Consider the following 19,307-nt stretch of genomic DNA (forward strand, 5'->3'; position numbering starts at 1 on the left):
CCCTTCAATCCTTGTGTGAAATCAAAGATTCCGTAAATGTTTTCACGCTTTCAAACGTTAACTTCGTAAATTTCCTCTCGTTATTTACGTCAAAATTAACAATTAAAAATGACACCTAACGAAACAAAAATGTCACAAACCAAGATAGAAAACAAAAAATGCAAATTAAAACAGTGGGTTAATTAAAAAACAAAACGTTGTCGCTTTTCTCATATAAACATGGCGTTATTTTTATAAGAAAAATAAGTAACCTCTCGTATAGTTACTCCATCGAGAGGGCAACCTCTCTAATAAATTCCAGAGGTGGCATGGCAACATGTCACTCCGGCAGCAAGCGAAGGTGTCCTTGACACCCGTGGTATAGTCCCCCCGGCTATACCACGATATTTTTTTCACCTCTTTCAAAACTTCTTTACCTTATCCATCTTTTCAACACAGTTTTCGTTTTCACGAATGTCGCATGCCATCACTCCCCCAAATGAACAACGCTCTTTTGATACAGCAATACAACTGTCATTTATTTGTTGCAACTATCAGTAAATCATTCTCTTGAAGCCATTTATGCTTATTGCTATGAACATCGCGACTAACAGATAGAACGTGATCGTGCTTACGTGTTGAGAATGGATTTGTAGGCTAGATGTGATGAAGAAACAATGAAACTTACTGCGTTAGCAACTGCAGCAATAATAGAGCACTGTATGCAGCTCCCCAGCATCTTAACTATTAATTAGGGAGCGTATAATGAAGGTTTTCTAGTTAATTTCTTGGCTTTCTTGAGTCAGAGCAAACTTGGAAGGGGGCAAACCAAAATGCAGCTTAAACTTTTGGCTAAAGTAAGATGGATCATTAAAGCCACAGTTAAAGGCGACTTCACTGATTTTCTCACCCGCCAATAACTTTTCACACGCCGTTTCCAAACGAACCTCTGTGACATAGTCTTTTAACGTTCTTGACGAGGCAGATTTAAAACGTCTCTGTAAAGAGCGTTCAGACATATACAGCATTTTAGCGGCTGACGCAGTGCCAAATTCAGGATCATGGTAATGCTCTGCCACTAATTGATAGACTTTTTGCAACCACTCTTTCTCTGGTGTGACTTGATCTTCTGCAATAGTTACAGGATTGAGTTCTTGCTGCGGTTCATCCAGATAACTCCTTTCCTTCGCAGATGGCCATGTAATCTCGACTTTGTTTTGAGCATCAGAAGAGAAGACAGCCAAATAACCACCACTCGTTGTCACTAGTTGGGCAAGGTGGTCAATACTCAACTCAGAGTGATTTAAGTTAGATGGAAGCCCAGTCGCGACTTTATTAGGTAATTGCGTCCCGTAATCAAGAAAGCTCAATGACACAATATCATGTCCCTCTTCTAGCATAATTCTAACCGTTTGACCTCGGAAAGAGCGCTTGATGATATTGGCAAAAATGCTATTGAAAATAACATCAAGATTAAAACTTTCCAGAGCAACCCGGCTCTGCTTGCTCTCATCTTCTAGCTCTACCAAAATACCCGCTTTTGCAAAGTCATCTTGCCATACATCAACCACTGACTGAGTTATCTGACTCAAGTTGTAGTTCTGACTCCCACCACTTACATCACTTGGAACACTTTTGAGTTCATTTAACTGCCAATTCGTTTTAGCCAAATGATCCTCTGTCGCAGTATCCAGAGGCATAGGTAGTTTCGCCACAATAAAGTCGACGCTTGATTTTATGGATAGAGCTACATGGTCTACGAGTAGGTTTCTAACTTGAATCTGTTTACGTAATTGCTGGTTGCTCGTAAGCAACACTCTACTTTGATGTCTTAACTGATTCGTTTTGAGAGTCACTTGAGCTGCTAGATCACGGTTAGCCTGTACAACGTAGCGAGAGCGCCAGAAAACAAGTAATGCGACGACCGCAATACTAGCTACGACAAAGCCTAAAATAGCAAATCGCGATAGATACCAAGGATGAAGGACGATAAAGTGAGATTCTAAACCAACGACTCCAGTGGCAACTTGAGACTCATTACTGACCTGCAAGTGATATTCACCGGAACTAAGGTGCTCGAGTGTCAGTTGGCCCCCCTCTAACGTTTGCCATGGGTCATCGTTGTTCAATCGATAGTACAAATTTTGACTGTCTGGTTTTGGCATCACACCGAATAAAAAACTCAGCGAAGATCCATATGGCAGTGTGAGCCCATTCAGATCGGCACTACCAACTTGCAGAACTTCATTTTCAAGCACTACTTGGCTAACAATAAACTTAGACTCTGGGGGATTAGATACAAGCAGCTTGGATGCTTCTGCTTTTACGAGTCCGTACTTCGACCCCAGAACAAGCTCTCGCTCACCAATTTCTGTCTGCTGTATAACGCTACAAATACCAGGGAGGAACTCATTGTTCATTAAGCCTGATGACGATGAGTAATGTTTCACTAACTCACCCGAAAGGTGGTAATAGCTTAAACCGACAGAGGAAGCTAACCATACACCTTGCCTGTCTCTGATCAAGCAAGCAGGTCTGGCGTTGGGCTCACTCATTTCAACAACACGTTTTTCATCGCTTCGTGTATCAGTTTTAAACACACCATAAGATGAAGCAAACCACTGGCTGCCATCAACCGCCGTGGTCATGTCTAATGATTCACCAAACTTTTCTGAAAAACGGATAAACTGGATGTTGTCATTACTGTATTGGTATACGCCATGATCGGTGCCTATTAATAGGGCGTCTTCAGTATCATATAGGCGCGTAACCTTAGCAGGCAAATACTGACTTACTAGCCACTCACTTCCAAAGTTTCGTACGCTTTGTGCAGCAGTATCAACATTGTAAAGATGGTATCCGCTTGATACCCAAAGACGGTCATCACCATCAACGGTCACATGCTCTACGGCATGTCCAGCCATAACCTGTAAATAAGGAAATGTAATCTTGTTGAGACCATTTAGCTCAAATATTTCCAGCCCTTTTGAGGTTGCAAGCCAAAGCATGCCGTTTTGAAACGCAAATTCATTGATCTGCGACTCCAACTCTAAGACTTGGTTAATCCCACTCTTTCCTGAACGATAAATCTTTCGGTCATCAGCAAACCAAAGCGCACCATCAGGACCTTCAATAGTTTGCCGAATTCGTCCTGATAGGGTGTGTGAGTCATAACTACTAAAGGTCACTCGTTCAAATTTTTTACTAAATAGCGAGTAATAACGAATACCTTGGTTAGTCGCAATCCACATCCCTCCCATATTGTCGCTCAACAACGAATAAATCTTCGTGTTATCTAACTCTAACTCAAGAAAGCTTGCAGGCGCGACTTCGGTGACCTCACCTGAAAAAAATGAGTACAAATAAAGGCCATGCTCTGTCCCCACCCAATACTCTTGATTTGTCTCTGCGAATGTCAAAACATGTGAGCCGCCAATTCTAATCACTTCTTTATCAGGCTGGTAAATGTTGAAAATTAAAGCGCCACGCAATGTACCTATCAAAATTTCTCTTCGCGTGTGTGAATAATAGACTTTCTCAATGTAGTTTTGACCTGAGGCAGCGACATGGTCAAACTTATCACCTTCAGAAAGATAGAAGCCGGAAGTCGTTGCTAGTGCCCACTTCGTTTCAACTAGCACCGCATCATTAATGTAAACGTAGCTATTATTACTATGTTGATAGAGCTGCAATAGAGAGAAAGAGTTTAACTCGCTAGTGTCGATATTGTAGGTATAGAAATGCGCGCCATCACTCACCCAAATATAGTTCTTTGAAGACCCTATTTTTCTTATTTGTGAGCCTGGATTTAAACTAAAGACTAAACGTCGCTCCTGATTTGGATAAGTTCGATAGACCTCATTTTCAATAAAGGTCCAAAAAGCACCTTTATGATAAGCCAACTGCTTGGCCGACGTTTGTAGGAAGCTACCTGATTTAGGCAATATAGTTTGACCATCGTAAAACAGGACTCTCCCGTGTACGTCATGAATCCACAAACCGCCCTTTTCACCCAAGAACAACTTTTTAGCCGCGATAAAAGTACCCTTTGCCTGAGTTGGCAAAGGGTAAAAGATTGCATTTGCATTATGAAGCGCAAATGCTTGGTAGGATAAGATAAAGCCCAACAGAGCAAGGGCTAATTGGCGTAGCAAGACGAAAACCTTTTGTATCAATTTGTGCTCTGAAAGTGACCGTTCATCGTTTGTAAAACATGGATTTATACGGTTATTTTGAGCTGATAATTATTGGTAATGATATCTCAATTACTTTCTGAGAAAAGGCTCGCCTTACCAAAGGTTGTAATTCTTACTACTGGATCACGTTAAAAAGACTACTCCTACATTACGACAGCACTTAATCTGACTTTTTGTTCAAGCATTGCTCAAAACTATTCGCCATATTGTTGAGAAAAGTAAAGTAACTGCCAGGTTTTGCTTCAATTGTACTCCCTAACGGGTCAAGCTCGCCTTTAGCGACATCACTGCCTCTCATTACGCTCTGAACGACAGCCGGGGTAAACTGAGGTTCAGAAAATACACAAGCCACATCTCCACCACTTAGCTTTTGACGAATTTGAATTAAGGTCTTCGCTCCTGGCTTGCGTTCTGGGCTCACAGTAAAATGCCCCATTTGATTTAGTTCATAACGATCTTCGAAATAACCGTAAGCATCATGGAATACAAAGTAACCTTTGCTTTTTACTGGTGCCAGCTTCTGCTTTATCTGTTGGTCAGTGTCTTTTAGCTCGAGTTCAAACTTTTTGAGGTTCGCTTGATATTGAGCTGCATTTTCCGGATCAAGTGATACAAGTTGATTCACAACAGCCTTGGCCACTTGTTGTGCTTGGCTTACACCTAGCCAAAAGTGCGGATCATGTGAGCCATGATCGTGCCCATCATGGTCATGGTTGTGCTCACTATCAAATTCACGCAATTCTAGATTTGGAATTTGACTAATAGTCAAAGTATTCGATCTATCCGAAACAACTTTCTCTAGAAACGGTTCAAGATCATGTCCGTACCAGATAACCAAATCAGCCGAAGCGACCTTTTTAACATCCGATGGACGCAAAGCATAGTCATGGGGTGATGTGTTAGACTGCAATAGCACGTCTGGTGAAGTTACTCCTTGAGTAAGCTCTGTTACTAACAACTGAATAGGTTTGATACTCGTCAGTACCGTTACCGCCTGTGCTGGCAGTGTTAACATTGCTGAGGCAGCAAGAATTAATGCTCTTTTCATAGTTTTACTTGGGATATGGCGTGGAAAGTGAGATAATGTTACATTATAACATTATTGATTTGCAAATGAGTTTCATTCATGTCTTCCTTAGTCCATCTTGAGCAGTTATGCGTCGAGTTCGATGGCCGCAGAGTTCTCGATAACATTAGTATGGAATTAGAAAAGGGCAAAATAACTACCCTAATTGGTCCCAATGGAGCGGGAAAATCAACGTTAGTCAAAGTTATCTTAGGTCTTCAAAAGCCAACTAGCGGCAAGTTGAACCGACAAAGAAAACTGAAAATTGGTTACGTTCCTCAAAAGTTGAAGCTCAATGACTCCCTTCCACTGAATGTAACCCGCTTTCTAAATTTAGCAGGAAAATACAGTAAGCAGGAGTGCATTGATGCATTACGGCTTGTTGGCGCTGAACATTTACTTAATAGTAATATGCATCGCTTATCCGGTGGTGAAAACCAACGAGTGTTACTGGCTCGCGCTCTGCTTCAACGTCCTCAGCTATTGGTATTAGACGAACCAGCTCAGGGGGTGGATATCCAAGGTCAAATCGATCTCTATGACTTAATTGAGAGCATTCGTCACCGCTTTGATTGTGGCGTATTTATGGTATCGCATGACTTACATTTAGTGATGGCGAAAACGGACGATGTTATTTGTCTGCATCACCATGTTTGCTGCTCAGGTTCACCTGCCACTATTACTCAGCACCCTTCTTACATCGCACTATTTGGCAATGCAGCGAGAGAGTCTCTCGCGTTTTATCATCACGACCATGAGCACCATCATCACGATTTATCCGGAACGCCAGTAAGCGGTGATGCGATATCATGCTCCCACCATAAACACGGACATCACCATCATGATTGAGTTTCTCCTACCTTCTATTCTTGCTGGTATTGGTATCGCGATCATTGCCGGTCCACTTGGGTCATTTGTCGTTTGGCGTAAAATGGCTTACTTCGGAGATACCCTAGCTCATGCATCGTTAATGGGCCTAGCGCTGGGCTTCTTGCTCAACGTAAATCTCTACCTTGCGCTACTCGTCTGCTGTTTAGCTCTGGCCGTTTTGCTTGTCACTCTGCAAAAGCAACAACTTGTGGCTACAGACACGTTGTTAGGTATCTTGGCACACAGTGCACTCTCTATCGGTTTAGTATCGGTTAGCTTTTTGGAAAACGTGCGCGTCGATTTAATGAGCTACCTATTTGGGGACTTACTTGCCGTCTCTCCACAAGATCTGATGTTTATTTACGCAGGTGTTGTTGCGGTAAGCGCGTGTTTGTACGTCTTCTGGCGCCCACTGCTTTCTAGCACTGTCAGTGAAGAACTTGCCGCTGTTGAGGGCGTGAATACAGACTTAGTTAGATTGGTGTTAATGCTAATGGTGGGTGTAGTAATCGCAGTAGGTATGAAGTTCGTTGGCGCGTTGATCATGACTTCGCTCCTAATTATCCCAGCCGCAACAGCACGTAAAGTCTCTTCATCACCAGAGCAAATGGCATTGTTCGCATCCATTATTGGCTCTGTGGCAGTACTGATGGGGCTTAGCCTATCATGGCACTTCGATACACCGGCCGGCCCTTCCGTAGTGATCAGCGCAACATCCTTATTTATGCTGAGCCAGCTGATTAAAAGCAAAGCATAATCGCATTGAGTATTAAACGCGAAAGACCTTGCTAACAACAAACATAAATCCACGGAAACGGAAAAAGAAAAGCCTGCGAAATCGCAGGCTTTTTAATACTTATTAAGTAGTGTGGTCGATTACCAACCCGTCACTTCACGTAGACCTTGGCCAATCTCTGCTAGAGATTTCACAGTTTTAACGCCAGCCGCTTCTAGTGCAGCAAATTTGTCTTCAGCAGTACCTTTACCACCAGAGATAATCGCACCAGCATGGCCCATACGCTTACCAGGAGGTGCAGTTACACCAGCAATGTAAGAAACCACTGGCTTCGTTACATTTTCTTTAATGTATGCTGCTGCTTCTTCTTCTGCAGTACCACCGATCTCACCGATCATAACGATCGCTTCTGTCTCAGGGTCTTCTTGGAACAGTTTTAGGATATCAATGAAGTTTGAACCCGGGATTGGGTCACCACCGATACCAACACAAGTAGACTGGCCGAAACCTTCGTCAGTGGTTTGTTTAACTGCTTCGTAAGTTAGAGTACCGCTACGAGATACAATACCTACTTTGCCTTTCTTGTGGATGTGACCAGGCATGATACCGATCTTACACTCATCAGGAGTGATAACGCCCGGACAGTTAGGACCAATCATGCGAACGCCAGTTTCTTCTAGCTTCACTTTTACGTCGATCATATCTGTAGTAGGGATACCTTCAGTAATCGTTACGATTAGCTCGATACCCGCGTCAATCGCTTCTAGGATTGCATCTTTACAGAAAGGTGCTGGTACGTAGATGACTGTCGCTGTTGCGCCAGTCGCTTCTACTGCTTCACGAACTGTGTTGAATACAGGAAGACCTAGGTGAGTTTGGCCACCTTTACCTGGAGACACACCGCCAACCATTTGCGTACCGTATGCGATAGCTTGCTCTGAGTGGAAAGTACCTTGACCACCAGTGAACCCCTGACAGATTACTTTAGTGTCTTTGTTAATTAATACAGACATTATTTAGCCTCCGCAGCAGCAACAACTTTCTGAGCAGCATCAGTTAGCGACTCAGCAGCAATGATATCAACATCAGAATTAGCAAGAACTTCGCGACCTAGGTCAGCGTTAGTGCCTTCAAGACGAACAACAACAGGTACGCTTACGCCTACCTCTTTAACCGCACCGATAATACCTTCTGCGATCATGTCACAACGTACAATACCACCGAAGATGTTAACAAGTACCGCTTTCACATTGTCATCAGATAGGATGATCTTGAATGCTTCAGCAACACGCTCTTTCGTCGCGCCGCCACCTACATCTAAGAAGTTAGCTGGTTTGCCGCCGTGTAGGTTTACGATATCCATCGTACCCATTGCTAGGCCTGCACCGTTAACCATACAGCCAACGTTACCGTCTAGTGCTACGTAGTTCAGCTCCCACTGAGCTGCGTGTGCTTCACGCTCATCTTCTTGTGAAGGATCGTGCATTTCACGAAGCTTAGGCTGACGATACAGTGCGTTTGAGTCGATGTTGATCTTACCGTCAAGACATAGCAAGTTGCCTTCACCAGTAATCACAAGTGGGTTGATCTCTAGCAGAGCAAGATCGTACTGAGAAAACATAGTGCCAAGACCCATAAAGATCTTAACGAATTGTTTGATTTGGTCGCCTTCAAGACCAAGTTTGAACGCTAGCTCACGACCTTGGTAAGCTTGTGGACCTACTAGTGGGTCAATTGCTGCTTTGTGGATGAGTTCCGGCGTTTCTTCCGCAACTTTTTCAATTTCCACACCACCTTCGGTAGAAGCCATGAAAACGATCTTACGGCTAGCACGGTCAACTACCGCACCTAGGTATAGTTCGTTCGCAATATTTGAAGCTTCTTCAACAAGGATTTTTGTTACTGGCTGACCGTTAGCGTCAGTTTGGTAAGTCACTAGGTTTTTACCTAACCACTTCTGTGCAAACTCTTTAACGCCTTCTTTTGTATCGTGTAGCTCTACGCCACCCGCTTTACCACGGCCACCAGCGTGAACCTGACATTTAACTACTTTCTTGGCTGTACTAATACGGCCTGCGGCTTCAAAAGCTTCTTGTGGTGTATCACACGCGTAGCCTTCTGGCACAGGCAAACCGAATTCTGCAAACAGCTGTTTGGCTTGGTATTCATGCAAATTCATTTCGATATTCCGTTTGTTTTTCCCTTAAGGGATTTATTATTTCCATAACGCTGCAGTCTTGGCTGCTTGTACGTCTGTAGGGTCTTCTCAAATCAATCCTTCATCATGAGTTCTCATACTGAAGGATTCAAATGAAGGCCAAACGTTGAGCTAGTCTAGCCATTGAAATTTTTAACGTCTAGCTACCTACGATAACTAGACGTTTTAGCGATATTAAACGTCTAATAGGAGACGTGCTGGGTCCTCTAGTAACTCTTTAATCGTTACTAGGAAGCCAACTGATTCACGACCATCAATTAGGCGGTGATCGTAAGATAACGCTAGGTACATCATCGGCAAGATTTCAACTTTGCCATCCACTGCCATCGGACGCTCTTGGATCTTATGCATACCAAGAATCGCTGATTGAGGTGGGTTGATGATTGGTGTAGACATTAGTGAACCGAACACACCACCGTTTGTGATAGTGAAGTTACCGCCCATTAGCTCGTCTACCGTTAGCTTGCCATCACGACCTTTAATAGCCAGCTCTTTGATGCCTTTTTCAACATCAGCGAAACCAAGCTTGTCACAGTCTTTTAGGACAGGTGTAACTAGACCACGTGGAGTTGATACCGCCATGCTAATGTCGAAGTAGTTGTGGTAAACAATGTCATCGCCATCAATCGAAGCATTTACTTCTGGGTAACGCTTAAGCGCTTCTGTTACTGCTTTCACGTAGAAAGACATGAAGCCCAAACGAATACCGTGACGCTCTTCGAACTGATCTTTGTACTGCTTACGAAGGTCCATGATTGGTTTCATGTTCACTTCGTTAAACGTCGTTAGCATTGCCGTGTTGTTCTTCGCTTCTAGCAGACGGTTAGCGACTGTCTTACGAAGGCGAGTCATTGGAACACGCTTCTGACTGCGAGCCGCTGTCGGCACGTCAACCACTGCTGGCGAGTCTTCTTTTGACGCAGATTTAGCGTTCGCAAGATGCGCTTCAATATCTTCACGCGTAATACGACCACCAACACCAGTGCCTTTCACTTGGCTTGCTTCTAAGCCATGTTCAGCCAACAAACGGCGCACTGCTGGGCTTAATGCGTCATTACTTTCTTCGCTAAGCGCAGCTTTGTGACGCTTATCAGGAGATGCTTCAGTACCTTCTGTTTTGTCTGCAGTTGGTTCACCTGCAACTGCGCCTGGCTTCAATTTAGCAATGATTTGTTTAGAAAGTACTGTCGCACCTTCTGCTTCAACAATAGCTTCTAAAACGCCAGCTTCCGGAGCTGGAACTTCTAGCACAACTTTGTCTGTTTCGATGTCAACCAAAACCTCGTCACGCTCTACTGCGTCGCCTGGTTGTTTGTGCCATGTCGCTACGGTTGCATCAGCAACTGATTCAGGTAAATCTGGAACCAGAATTTCAATTGTCATATCTGTTTCTTCCTTTAACTTCTAATTCTTAATTCGAAGTTTTTGAGTTCACGTTCAGAGCGTCTTCAACCAACGCTTTTTGTTGTTTCAAGTGCACCGACATGTAGCCAACTGCTGGCGAAGCAGAAGCTGGGCGACCTGCGTATTTAAGATTTGCACCTGCAGGAATAGCGGCACGGAAGTTATGTTGGCTACAGTACCAAGCACCTTGGTTCTGAGGTTCTTCCTGACACCACACGAAGTCTTCAACGTTAGTGTATTGAGCAATTGCTGCTTGTACTTCTTCCATTGGGAATGGGTAAAGCTGTTCAATACGCACGATAGCAACATCGTCTTGCTCGTTGTTACGGCGCTGCTCTAGTAGGTCAAAGTAAACCTTACCAGCACAGAACACGACACGTTTCACTTTGCTTGGTTCTAAATCATCTACTTCTGGAATTGCAGATTGGAATGTACCATCCGCCAAGTCTTCAATCGTTGAAGTACATAGAGGGTGGCGCAGCAAAGATTTCGGTGACATAACAATGAGAGGTCGACGCATTGGGCGTACAACCTGACGACGAATCATGTGGTACACCTGAGCCGGTGTTGAAGGAACCACAACCTGCATATTTTGCTCAGCACAAAGCTGAAGGTAACGCTCTAAACGTGCAGATGAGTGCTCAGGACCTTGACCTTCATAACCATGAGGTAGAAGCATAGTAAGACCGCACAAACGCGCCCACTTTTGCTCGCCTGACGAGATAAACTGGTCGATAACAACTTGTGCACCGTTGGCAAAATCACCAAACTGTGCTTCCCAGATAGTTAAACCACCTGGTTCGGCTGTTGCGTAACCGTATTCAAACGCCAACACAGCTTCTTCTGACAATACTGAGTCAAAGACTTGGAATGGCCCTTGGTTGTCATGAATATTCGCTAATGGAATGTAAGTGCTTGCATCGGTTTGGTTATGAAGAACCGAGTGACGGTGGAAGAAAGTACCACGACCCGAGTCCTGACCAGAAAGACGAATACGCTTGCCATCGTCAACCAATGTAGCATACGCCAATGTTTCAGCCATACCCCAGTCAATAGCTTTTTCACCGGTCATCATTGCTAGACGATCGTTGTATAGCTTATTAACACGGCTTTGCAGTTTATGGCTTTCTGGGTACTGACACAGACGATTGCCTAGCTCAATAAGGCGTGTCTTGTCGTATTTTGAATCCCACTCCATATCCCATTCGTGCCCTAAGTAAGGGGACCAGTCTACAGAGTGCAACGCCATTGGACGCCATTCTTTAACAACCACTTCACCGCGATCTAATGCATCGCGATACTCATTGACTAACTGAGTCGCTGTCTCGATATCTGATTCATTTTTATCGATCAGAACATCTGCATACAATTTGCGTGGTGTAGGATGCTTTTTGATTTTCTGGTACATCAAAGGCTGAGTCGCATTTGGCTCATCCGCCTCATTGTGACCGTGGCGACGGTAACATACAAGATCGATCACGACATCACGCTTGAACTCGTTACGGTAATCCAATGCAATGCGAGTAACAAAAGCAACTGCTTCTGGGTCATCTGCATTTACATGGAAAATTGGCGCCTGCACCATCTTCGCGATATCGGTACAGTACATCGTAGAACGCGTGTCACGAGGATTAGACGTCGTAAAGCCTACTTGGTTGTTGATGACGATGCGTACCGTACCACCAACTTGGAACCCACGAGCAAGAGACATATTGAACGTTTCGGCAACCACACCCTGACCAGCGATTGCTGAATCACCATGGATGGTGATAGGAAGCACTTTGCTACCTTGATTATCACCCAAGCGGTCTTGACGTGCTCGAACTGAGCCCATGACTACCGGGTTTACGATTTCTAGGTGCGACGGGTTAAATGCAAGTGCTAAGTGAACATCACCGCCTGGAGTCGCAAAATCAGCAGAGAAACCTTGGTGATATTTCACATCACCCGTACCCCAAGTTTCGTCGTGTTTACCTGCGAACTCATCAAACAGGTCTTGAGGTTTCTTACCAAGTACGTTCACCAGCATGTTCAAACGACCGCGGTGAGCCATACCGATAACCACTTCACGCATTCCACTTGTACCCGCATGACGGATCAACTCTTTCGTCATCGGAATCAGCGCATCACCACCTTCTAAAGAGAAACGTTTTGCACCTGGGAATTTCGCCCCGAGGTAACGCTCCAAACCTTCAGCGGCTGTTAGCTCTTCTAGGAATGTGCGCTTCTCATCTTTGTTGAATGATGGCTGGCCTACGACAGACTCAAGGCGTTGCTGAATCCAACGCTTTTGCTCTGTGTCAGTCATGTGCATGTATTCAGCACCGATGGAACCGCAATAAGTTTTGTTGAGGGCTTCATAGATATCTTTCAACTTCATGGTTTCTTGCCCAACAGCAAAAGAACCTACGTTGAAAGTTTCTTCGAAGTCATCTTCGGTAAGATTATGAAAAGCAGGGTCTAACTCCGCCACGGTTGGGCGTTGCCATAGACCTAGTGGGTCTAATTCTGCAGCTTCATGCCCGCGGAAACGGTATGCGTTGATTAGCTGTAGAACTTTTACTTGTTTTGCATCGACATCTGGGTCACTAACTTGGACATTGTAATGCTTTGTTTCTCTAGCGAGTCGTCGGAAGTAGTCACGGACACGTGAATGTGGTTGTTCTGCCACTTCTTCTGATGGCTTAGGCAAGCCTTCAAAAACACGTTTCCACTCCTCACTTACCAGATCGGGATCACTTAGATACAGTTCGTAGAGGTCCTCTACATACGTTGCATTGGCGCCAGCCAAGTGTGAAGACTCGAGCCATGCCTTCATCACGCCGTTGTGCATATTTTCCCTTAACCAGTAGTTTTCACGTTTGCTTCGGTCTTTGCCGAGCTATAAGAGCCGACTAAAAATACGGTCGGCAATTTTTGTATTCTTTACTCGAATATTACTGAAGCAGTGAAGCGGTCATATCGGGTGATCCGCAACACTGCGACATTCCTAAGAGCGAGTAAATTAAACCGAACGATTAACCAACATCGACTTAATGTGACCGATGGCTTTCGTCGGATTTAATCCCTTAGGACAAACACTTACACAATTCATGATGCCATGGCAACGAAAAACGCTAAATGCATCATCAAGATCAGACAAACGTTCATCTGTTGCCGTATCGCGGCTATCAATTAGCCAACGGTACGCTGCGAGAAGACCAGCTGGGCCGATGAATTTATCAGGGTTCCACCAGAATGATGGGCAAGACGTTGTACAACATGCACACATGATACATTCGTACAATCCATCTAAATGCGCACGGTCATCAGGCGATTGTAGATTCTCACGTGATGGTGGTAATGCACCATCATCAATCAAGAATGGTTTAACTTTCGCATAGTTATCATAGAACTGCGTCATGTCAACGATAAGATCGCGCACGACAGGTAACCCTGGTAGTGGACGAATAACTATCTTATCGCCTTGTAGAGCAGATAACGGTGTGATACACGCTAGGCCGTTTTTACCATTCATATTCAAACCATCAGAACCACATACCCCTTCACGGCATGAGCGACGGAACGCGATGCTTGGATCTTGCTCTTTTAGCAGAATCAATGCATCAAGCACCATCATGTCTGAGCCTTCGTCTACCTCAAGGGTATACTCTTTCATGTAAGGCTTAGTATCCACATCCGGATTGTAACGGTATAAAGAGAAGTTTAATTTCATAGTCGTATCCTCCCTTTAGTATGTACGTACTTTCGGCGGGAAAGCTTCACGATGCGTTGGCGTCATGTTCACATCACGCTTAGTCATCGCTTCTGTTTCCGGATTGTAGATAGAGTGGCATAGCCAGTTCTCATCATCACGCTCAGGGAAATCGAAACGAGCATGTGCGCCACGACTCTCTGTACGGTAGTTCGCTGCAACGGCAGTTGAAAACGCGGTTTCCATCAGGTTATCAAGTTCTAGACACTCGATACGCTGCGTGTTGAACTCTGAAGACTTGTCCGCTAGATGCGCGTCTTTCAAACGTTCGCGAATCACTTTCAACTCTTCTAGACCGGTTGCCATCGCATCGCCTTCACGGAATACCGAGAAGCTGTTTTGCATGCATGCTTGTAGGTCTTTACGAATCTGAACTGGATCTTCACCACCAGTGCTGTTTTCCCAACGCATAGTACGCGCTAGAGACGCTTCAATATCAGATTCTGTTGCAGGACGAGCTTCCGCTTGCGCTGCTAGCGTTTCGCCAAGGTGCAAGCCAGTAGCACGACCAAAGACGACCAAGTCTAGTAATGAGTTGCCGCCCAGACGGTTAGCACCGTGTACCGATACAGAAGCAATCTCACCACATGCGTAAAGGCCTTGTACTTCCATCTCGCTACCGTCGGCCTTCTGCTTAATTGCTTGGCCAGAGACTTGAGTAGGTACACCACCCATCATGTAGTGACAAGTTGGAATTACTGGAATTGGCTCTTTCACTGGGTCAACGTGTGCAAATGTACGAGACAGTTCACAGATACCTGGTAGACGTGATTCAAGTACTTCTTTACCAAGGTGATCAAGTTTCAACTTGATATGTGGCCCCCAAGGACCATCACAGCCGCGGCCTTCACGAATTTCAATCATCATTGAACGAGCAACCACGTCACGACCAGCAAGGTCTTTCGCGTTTGGTGCGTAGCGCTCCATGAAGCGTTCACCATCTTTATTTAGAAGGTAACCACCTTCACCACGACAACCTTCCGTCACTAGAACACCCGCGCCAGCAATACCTGTTGGGTGGAACTGCCACATTTCCATGTCTTGCATTGGAACGCCTGCGCGAAGTGCCATACCAACGCCATCACCCGTGTTGATGTGCGCGTTAGTGGTCGATGCGTAAATACGACCTGCACCACCTGTAGCTAGAATGGTTGCTTTTGATTTGAAGTAACAGATTTCACCCGTTTCCATACAAATCGCAGTACAACCCATGATTGCGCCGTCTTGGTTTTTCACAAGATCCAAAGCGTACCACTCCGAGAAGATGGTTGTTTTGTGTTTTACGTTTTGCTGGTAAAGCGTGTGAAGAAGTGCGTGACCAGTACGGTCTGCAGCAGCGGCTGTACGAGCAGCCTGCTCACCACCAAACTCTTTAGATTGACCACCGAATGGACGTTGGTAGATGGTACCGTTATCGAAACGAGAGAATGGAAGACCCATTTTTTCAAGCTCGATAACTGACTCAGGACCATTTTTACACATGTATTCAATCGCGTTCTGGTCACCGATGTAGTCGGAACCTTTAACGGTATCGTACATGTGCCATTGCCAATCGTCTTTGTGCGAGTTACCCAGAGCAACGGTAATGCCGCCCTGTGCAGACACAGTATGAGAACGTGTTGGAAATACTTTTGACAACAAAGCACATGATAGGCCTTGCTCTGAAATTTGTAGTGCAGCGCGCATACCTGCACCACCAGCGCCGATTACTACGGCATCAAACTCACGAACTGGAATAGACACTTACGCACCCCACAGAATAAATAGACCAGAGAAGACATAGCCGAATAGCACGGCAATAACACCAAGTTGTAGTGCGCCACGTAGTTTCGCGCACTTAATGTAATCAGTTAATACTTGCCACAAACCAACCCAAGCGTGAATCAGGATCGAGACAAGTGCCAACATGGTGAATACTTTAGTGAAGGTACCACCAAAGAATTGGGTCCAAGATGCGTAAGAGATATCTGAAAATGCACAGAAGCTAATCAGATAAATCGTGTATAGCGTCATAATGATTGCAGTTGCACGAATTAGTAGGAAATCGTGTACACCATTACGACCAAATGAAGATACGTGTTTTACCATACCAAGATCCCCGCCAATAATGATAATACTGCTGTTGCACCAAACGCGACTTTAGCGCTCATCGTGCCTGAATCTAGTTCTTCAAAGTGACCTAGATCCATCAATAAGTGACGGATACCACCTGCGATGTGGTAGGCAAGTGCAGTAAGAATTCCCCACAGGATGAATTTTACGAAGAAGCTATCGACGATGTCAGCGGCTTCCATAAAACCCATTGGGGATGACAGAGAAATGGATAGTAACCACAGTAATATACCCACCGCAACAAACGTAATTACCCCAGACACACGGTGTAGGATGGATGCGATTGCTGTGATAGGAAAGTGGATGGTCTGTAAATCTAAATTAACAGGTCTTGACTTTCTTTCTTTCACGGGCTTGCTCACTCAGCTCCATTGAGCATTTATTGTTATAACCAATTTCAGCTTCCAAACGTACAAAAGTTAACATCTATTTAACAAATATCGCGAGTAACCACCCAGATAATTGTAAACAATTTGTTAACATACGGAATCCAGCAACAAACCTCACTCTTTGTTTCTAGCCCCGAATTTATAAGGATTTAACTAAAATTTTCTTTGCCAATATACGGCGAGCAACATTCTAATACAATTGGTGTAACAAATTATGCTACATAGAACAGATTTTTAACGATTTTCATGAGAAAAATCATAACAAGTGCACACAAAGATGGAGAAAAATTGACTTTAAGCTTTAACAACAGTACAAAAATGGCACATAAACATCCTGGACGGATTAAATAATAAACAAAGGAGATTGTTATGGCGGATAAGAAAGCGACCCTTCATGTTGAAGGTCAAGCGCCAATCGAACTGCCAATTATGGACGGTACGCTAGGTACACCTGTAATTGACGTTCGTAAGCTGGGAGCCAATGGTTACTTTACTTTTGACCCAGGTTTTCTTGCCACTGCATCTTGTGAATCATCAATCACGTACATCGATGGCGGCAAAGGTATTCTTTTGCACCGCGGTTTCCCGATTGATCAATTAGCCAATAACGCAGATTACTTAGAAGTATGTTACATCCTTCTTTATGGTGAAGCCCCTACCCGAGAACAATACGAGCAATTCAAAACGACCGTTACTCGTCACACAATGGTACACGAGCAAATCGCAAGCTTTTTCCATGGCTTCCGACGCGATGCTCATCCAATGGCGGTAATGTGTGGTGTAGTTGGAGCACTTGCAGCCTTCTATCACGACTCTCTTGACATTAACAACGACGAACACCGCGAAATTGCAGCGTACCGTCTGCTGTCAAAAATGCCAACACTGGCGGCGATGTGTTACAAATACTCTATCGGTCAGCCATTTATTTACCCTCGTAACGACCTTAGCTACGCTGAGAACTTCTTGCATATGATGTTCGCAAACCCTTGCGAAGAATATGAAGTAAATCCTGTGGTTGCCCGTGCGATGGATAAGATTTTCACTCTACACGCGGATCACGAACAGAATGCGTCGACATCAACTGTACGCCTAGCTGGCTCTTCTGGTGCGAACCCATTTGCATGTATTGCCGCTGGTATTGCATCCCTTTGGGGGCCTGCTCACGGTGGTGCAAACGAAGCCTGCTTGAGAATGCTAGAAGAGATTGGCAGCGTCGATAACATCCCTGAATATGTAGACCGCGCGAAAGACAAAGATGACCCATTCCGCTTAATGGGCTTTGGTCACCGCGTTTACAAGAACTACGACCCACGTGCGACAGTAATGCGCGAAACGTGTCATGAAGTTCTCAAAGAGCTAAACATTCAAGACCCTCTGCTAGACGTTGCAATGGAACTTGAGCGCATTGCACTTTCTGATGAGTACTTCGTGTCTAAGAAGCTGTACCCGAACGTAGACTTCTACTCAGGTATCATTCTTAAAGCGATTGGTATTCCAGTTTCTATGTTTACGGTTATCTTCGCGATTTCTCGTACCATCGGCTGGATTGCTCACTGGAACGAAATGCACAGCGATCCACTGAACCGCATCGGTCGTCCTCGTCAGCTATACACTGGCGAAACACAACGTGAGTTTTCTCCACTTCACGAACGTGAATGATCTTTTAGTACGAAGATAGACAAACAAAAGGGTTGAGATTTTCGTCTCAACCCTTTTTTCTTTTTTGCGTTTAACGTTATTAATGGAGAACGCTAAACCGGATTATCAATATCGATAAACTCCACATGTAGGCCATATTCATCCGCTAGCCATTTGCCTAAGGCCTGAACACCATAACGCTCAGTAGCATGATGACCTGCAGCAAAGTAATGAATGTCCATTTCACGAGCAGTATAAGTGGTGCGCTCTGAAATTTCTCCAGAGATAAATGCATCCAGCCCGTGCTGTACAGCAAGTTCAATGAAATCCTGCCCTCCACCAGTACACCAGCCGACTGTCTCAATCATCTTATCAGTATTCTCTGGAGCGATATGCAGAGGCTCTCTTTCAAGAACTTGGTTGATCTTACTCGCAAATTCAACACCAGACATCGGCTTTTTCAAGCGCCCAAACATAGCAACTGACTGAGGGTGCCCTTCAAGCCCACCTTCTACTTCGATTTCAAGTAAGCGAGCTAATTCAGCGTTGTTGCCTAGCTCTGGATGAATATCTAGAGGAAGGTGATAACCATATAAGTTGATATCATTTTTGATCAGGCTACGAATTCGTTTACCTTTCATGCCACGAATTGGCTCAGGCTCACCTTTCCAAAAATAGCCATGATGAACAAGCAATGCGTCTGCATTAAGCTCAATCGCTTTATCGATTAAGGCTTGAGAGGCGGTTACGCCAGTGATAACACGCTTTACCGCTGATTTCCCTTCTACCTGTAACCCATTTGGTGCGTAATCTTTAATTAACTGCGGTGACAGTTTGTCATTAAGAATCTGTTCTAGCTTTAAGTTATTCATTATTACTTCCAATTTCTAGCGCATGTAAACCTAAATAACCTCTCGATGGAATCAGACGAAAGAGTGCAACCTA

General features: G+C 44.6%; 14 protein-coding genes. 3 read left to right on the forward strand and 11 right to left on the reverse strand.

Features of this window, described 5'->3' with window-relative positions; translation table 11 throughout:
• Nucleotides 1-755 precede the first annotated feature (755 nt).
• A complete protein-coding gene (locus R8N49_RS12880; RefSeq protein WP_213893643.1) occupies nt 756-4,133 on the reverse strand; it encodes an AraC family transcriptional regulator in 3,378 nt (1,125 codons plus the stop codon).
• A gap of 202 nt (nt 4,134-4,335) precedes the next feature.
• Nucleotides 4,336-5,223, reverse strand: coding sequence for a zinc ABC transporter substrate-binding protein ZnuA (znuA, locus tag R8N49_RS12885; protein ID WP_176310841.1), 888 nt, complete (start codon nt 5,221-5,223; stop codon nt 4,336-4,338).
• Between the two features lie 78 nt (nt 5,224-5,301).
• Between znuA and znuC the strand changes: the two genes are divergently transcribed.
• Both znuC and znuB read left to right on the forward strand, forming a co-directional pair.
• The gene (znuC, locus tag R8N49_RS12890) at nt 5,302-6,090 is read left to right on the forward strand and encodes a zinc ABC transporter ATP-binding protein ZnuC (RefSeq protein WP_017634809.1); all 789 of its coding nucleotides are present in this window, start codon (nt 5,302-5,304) and stop codon (nt 6,088-6,090) included.
• The gene (gene znuB / locus R8N49_RS12895) at nt 6,083-6,868 is read left to right on the forward strand and encodes a zinc ABC transporter permease subunit ZnuB (RefSeq protein WP_005382183.1); all 786 of its coding nucleotides are present in this window, start codon (nt 6,083-6,085) and stop codon (nt 6,866-6,868) included. The genes znuC and znuB overlap by 8 nt, the downstream gene beginning before the upstream one ends.
• 119 nt (nt 6,869-6,987) lie before the next feature.
• Here the strand turns inward: znuB and sucD are convergent, their stop codons facing one another.
• The 8 genes from sucD to sdhC all read right to left on the reverse strand — a co-directional run bounded on the left by sucD (nt 6,988) and on the right by sdhC (nt 16,697).
• The gene (sucD, locus tag R8N49_RS12900; RefSeq protein WP_005382181.1) at nt 6,988-7,860 is read right to left on the reverse strand and encodes a succinate--CoA ligase subunit alpha; all 873 of its coding nucleotides are present in this window, start codon (nt 7,858-7,860) and stop codon (nt 6,988-6,990) included.
• Entirely contained in the window at nt 7,860-9,026 is a 1,167-nt protein-coding gene (gene sucC, locus R8N49_RS12905) for an ADP-forming succinate--CoA ligase subunit beta (protein WP_005382179.1), read from the reverse strand. Before sucC ends, sucD begins: the two co-directional genes overlap by 1 nt.
• 213 nt (nt 9,027-9,239) lie before the next feature.
• A complete protein-coding gene (gene odhB / locus R8N49_RS12910; RefSeq protein ID WP_186584422.1) occupies nt 9,240-10,448 on the reverse strand; it encodes a 2-oxoglutarate dehydrogenase complex dihydrolipoyllysine-residue succinyltransferase in 1,209 nt (402 codons plus the stop codon).
• A gap of 28 nt (nt 10,449-10,476) precedes the next feature.
• Nucleotides 10,477-13,302, reverse strand: a complete 2,826-nt coding sequence (gene sucA / locus R8N49_RS12915) for a 2-oxoglutarate dehydrogenase E1 component (RefSeq protein WP_005382176.1) — start codon at nt 13,300-13,302, stop codon at nt 10,477-10,479.
• 171 nt (nt 13,303-13,473) lie between these two features.
• Entirely contained in the window at nt 13,474-14,184 is a 711-nt protein-coding gene (locus tag R8N49_RS12920) for a succinate dehydrogenase iron-sulfur subunit (protein WP_005382174.1), read from the reverse strand.
• A gap of 15 nt (nt 14,185-14,199) precedes the next feature.
• Entirely contained in the window at nt 14,200-15,966 is a 1,767-nt protein-coding gene (sdhA, locus tag R8N49_RS12925; RefSeq protein ID WP_005382172.1) for a succinate dehydrogenase flavoprotein subunit, read from the reverse strand.
• Nucleotides 15,967-16,311, reverse strand: a complete 345-nt coding sequence (gene sdhD, locus R8N49_RS12930; protein WP_005382169.1) for a succinate dehydrogenase, hydrophobic membrane anchor protein — start codon at nt 16,309-16,311, stop codon at nt 15,967-15,969.
• Nucleotides 16,305-16,697, reverse strand: coding sequence for a succinate dehydrogenase cytochrome b556 subunit (gene sdhC, locus R8N49_RS12935; protein WP_017634811.1), 393 nt, complete (start codon nt 16,695-16,697; stop codon nt 16,305-16,307). Before sdhC ends, sdhD begins: the two co-directional genes overlap by 7 nt.
• Nucleotides 16,698-17,093: 396 nt before the next feature.
• On the opposite strand from sdhC, the gene R8N49_RS12940 reads away from it, so the two are divergent.
• Nucleotides 17,094-18,383: a citrate synthase gene (locus tag R8N49_RS12940; RefSeq protein ID WP_005382163.1), complete on the forward strand. Its 1,290-nt coding sequence runs from the start codon at nt 17,094-17,096 to the stop codon at nt 18,381-18,383.
• Between the two features lie 92 nt (nt 18,384-18,475).
• Here the strand turns inward: R8N49_RS12940 and R8N49_RS12945 are convergent, their stop codons facing one another.
• A complete protein-coding gene (locus tag R8N49_RS12945; protein WP_005382162.1) occupies nt 18,476-19,234 on the reverse strand; it encodes a Nif3-like dinuclear metal center hexameric protein in 759 nt (252 codons plus the stop codon).
• Nucleotides 19,235-19,307 lie beyond the last annotated feature (73 nt).

The organism is Vibrio sp. 1978, from assembly GCF_033344345.1.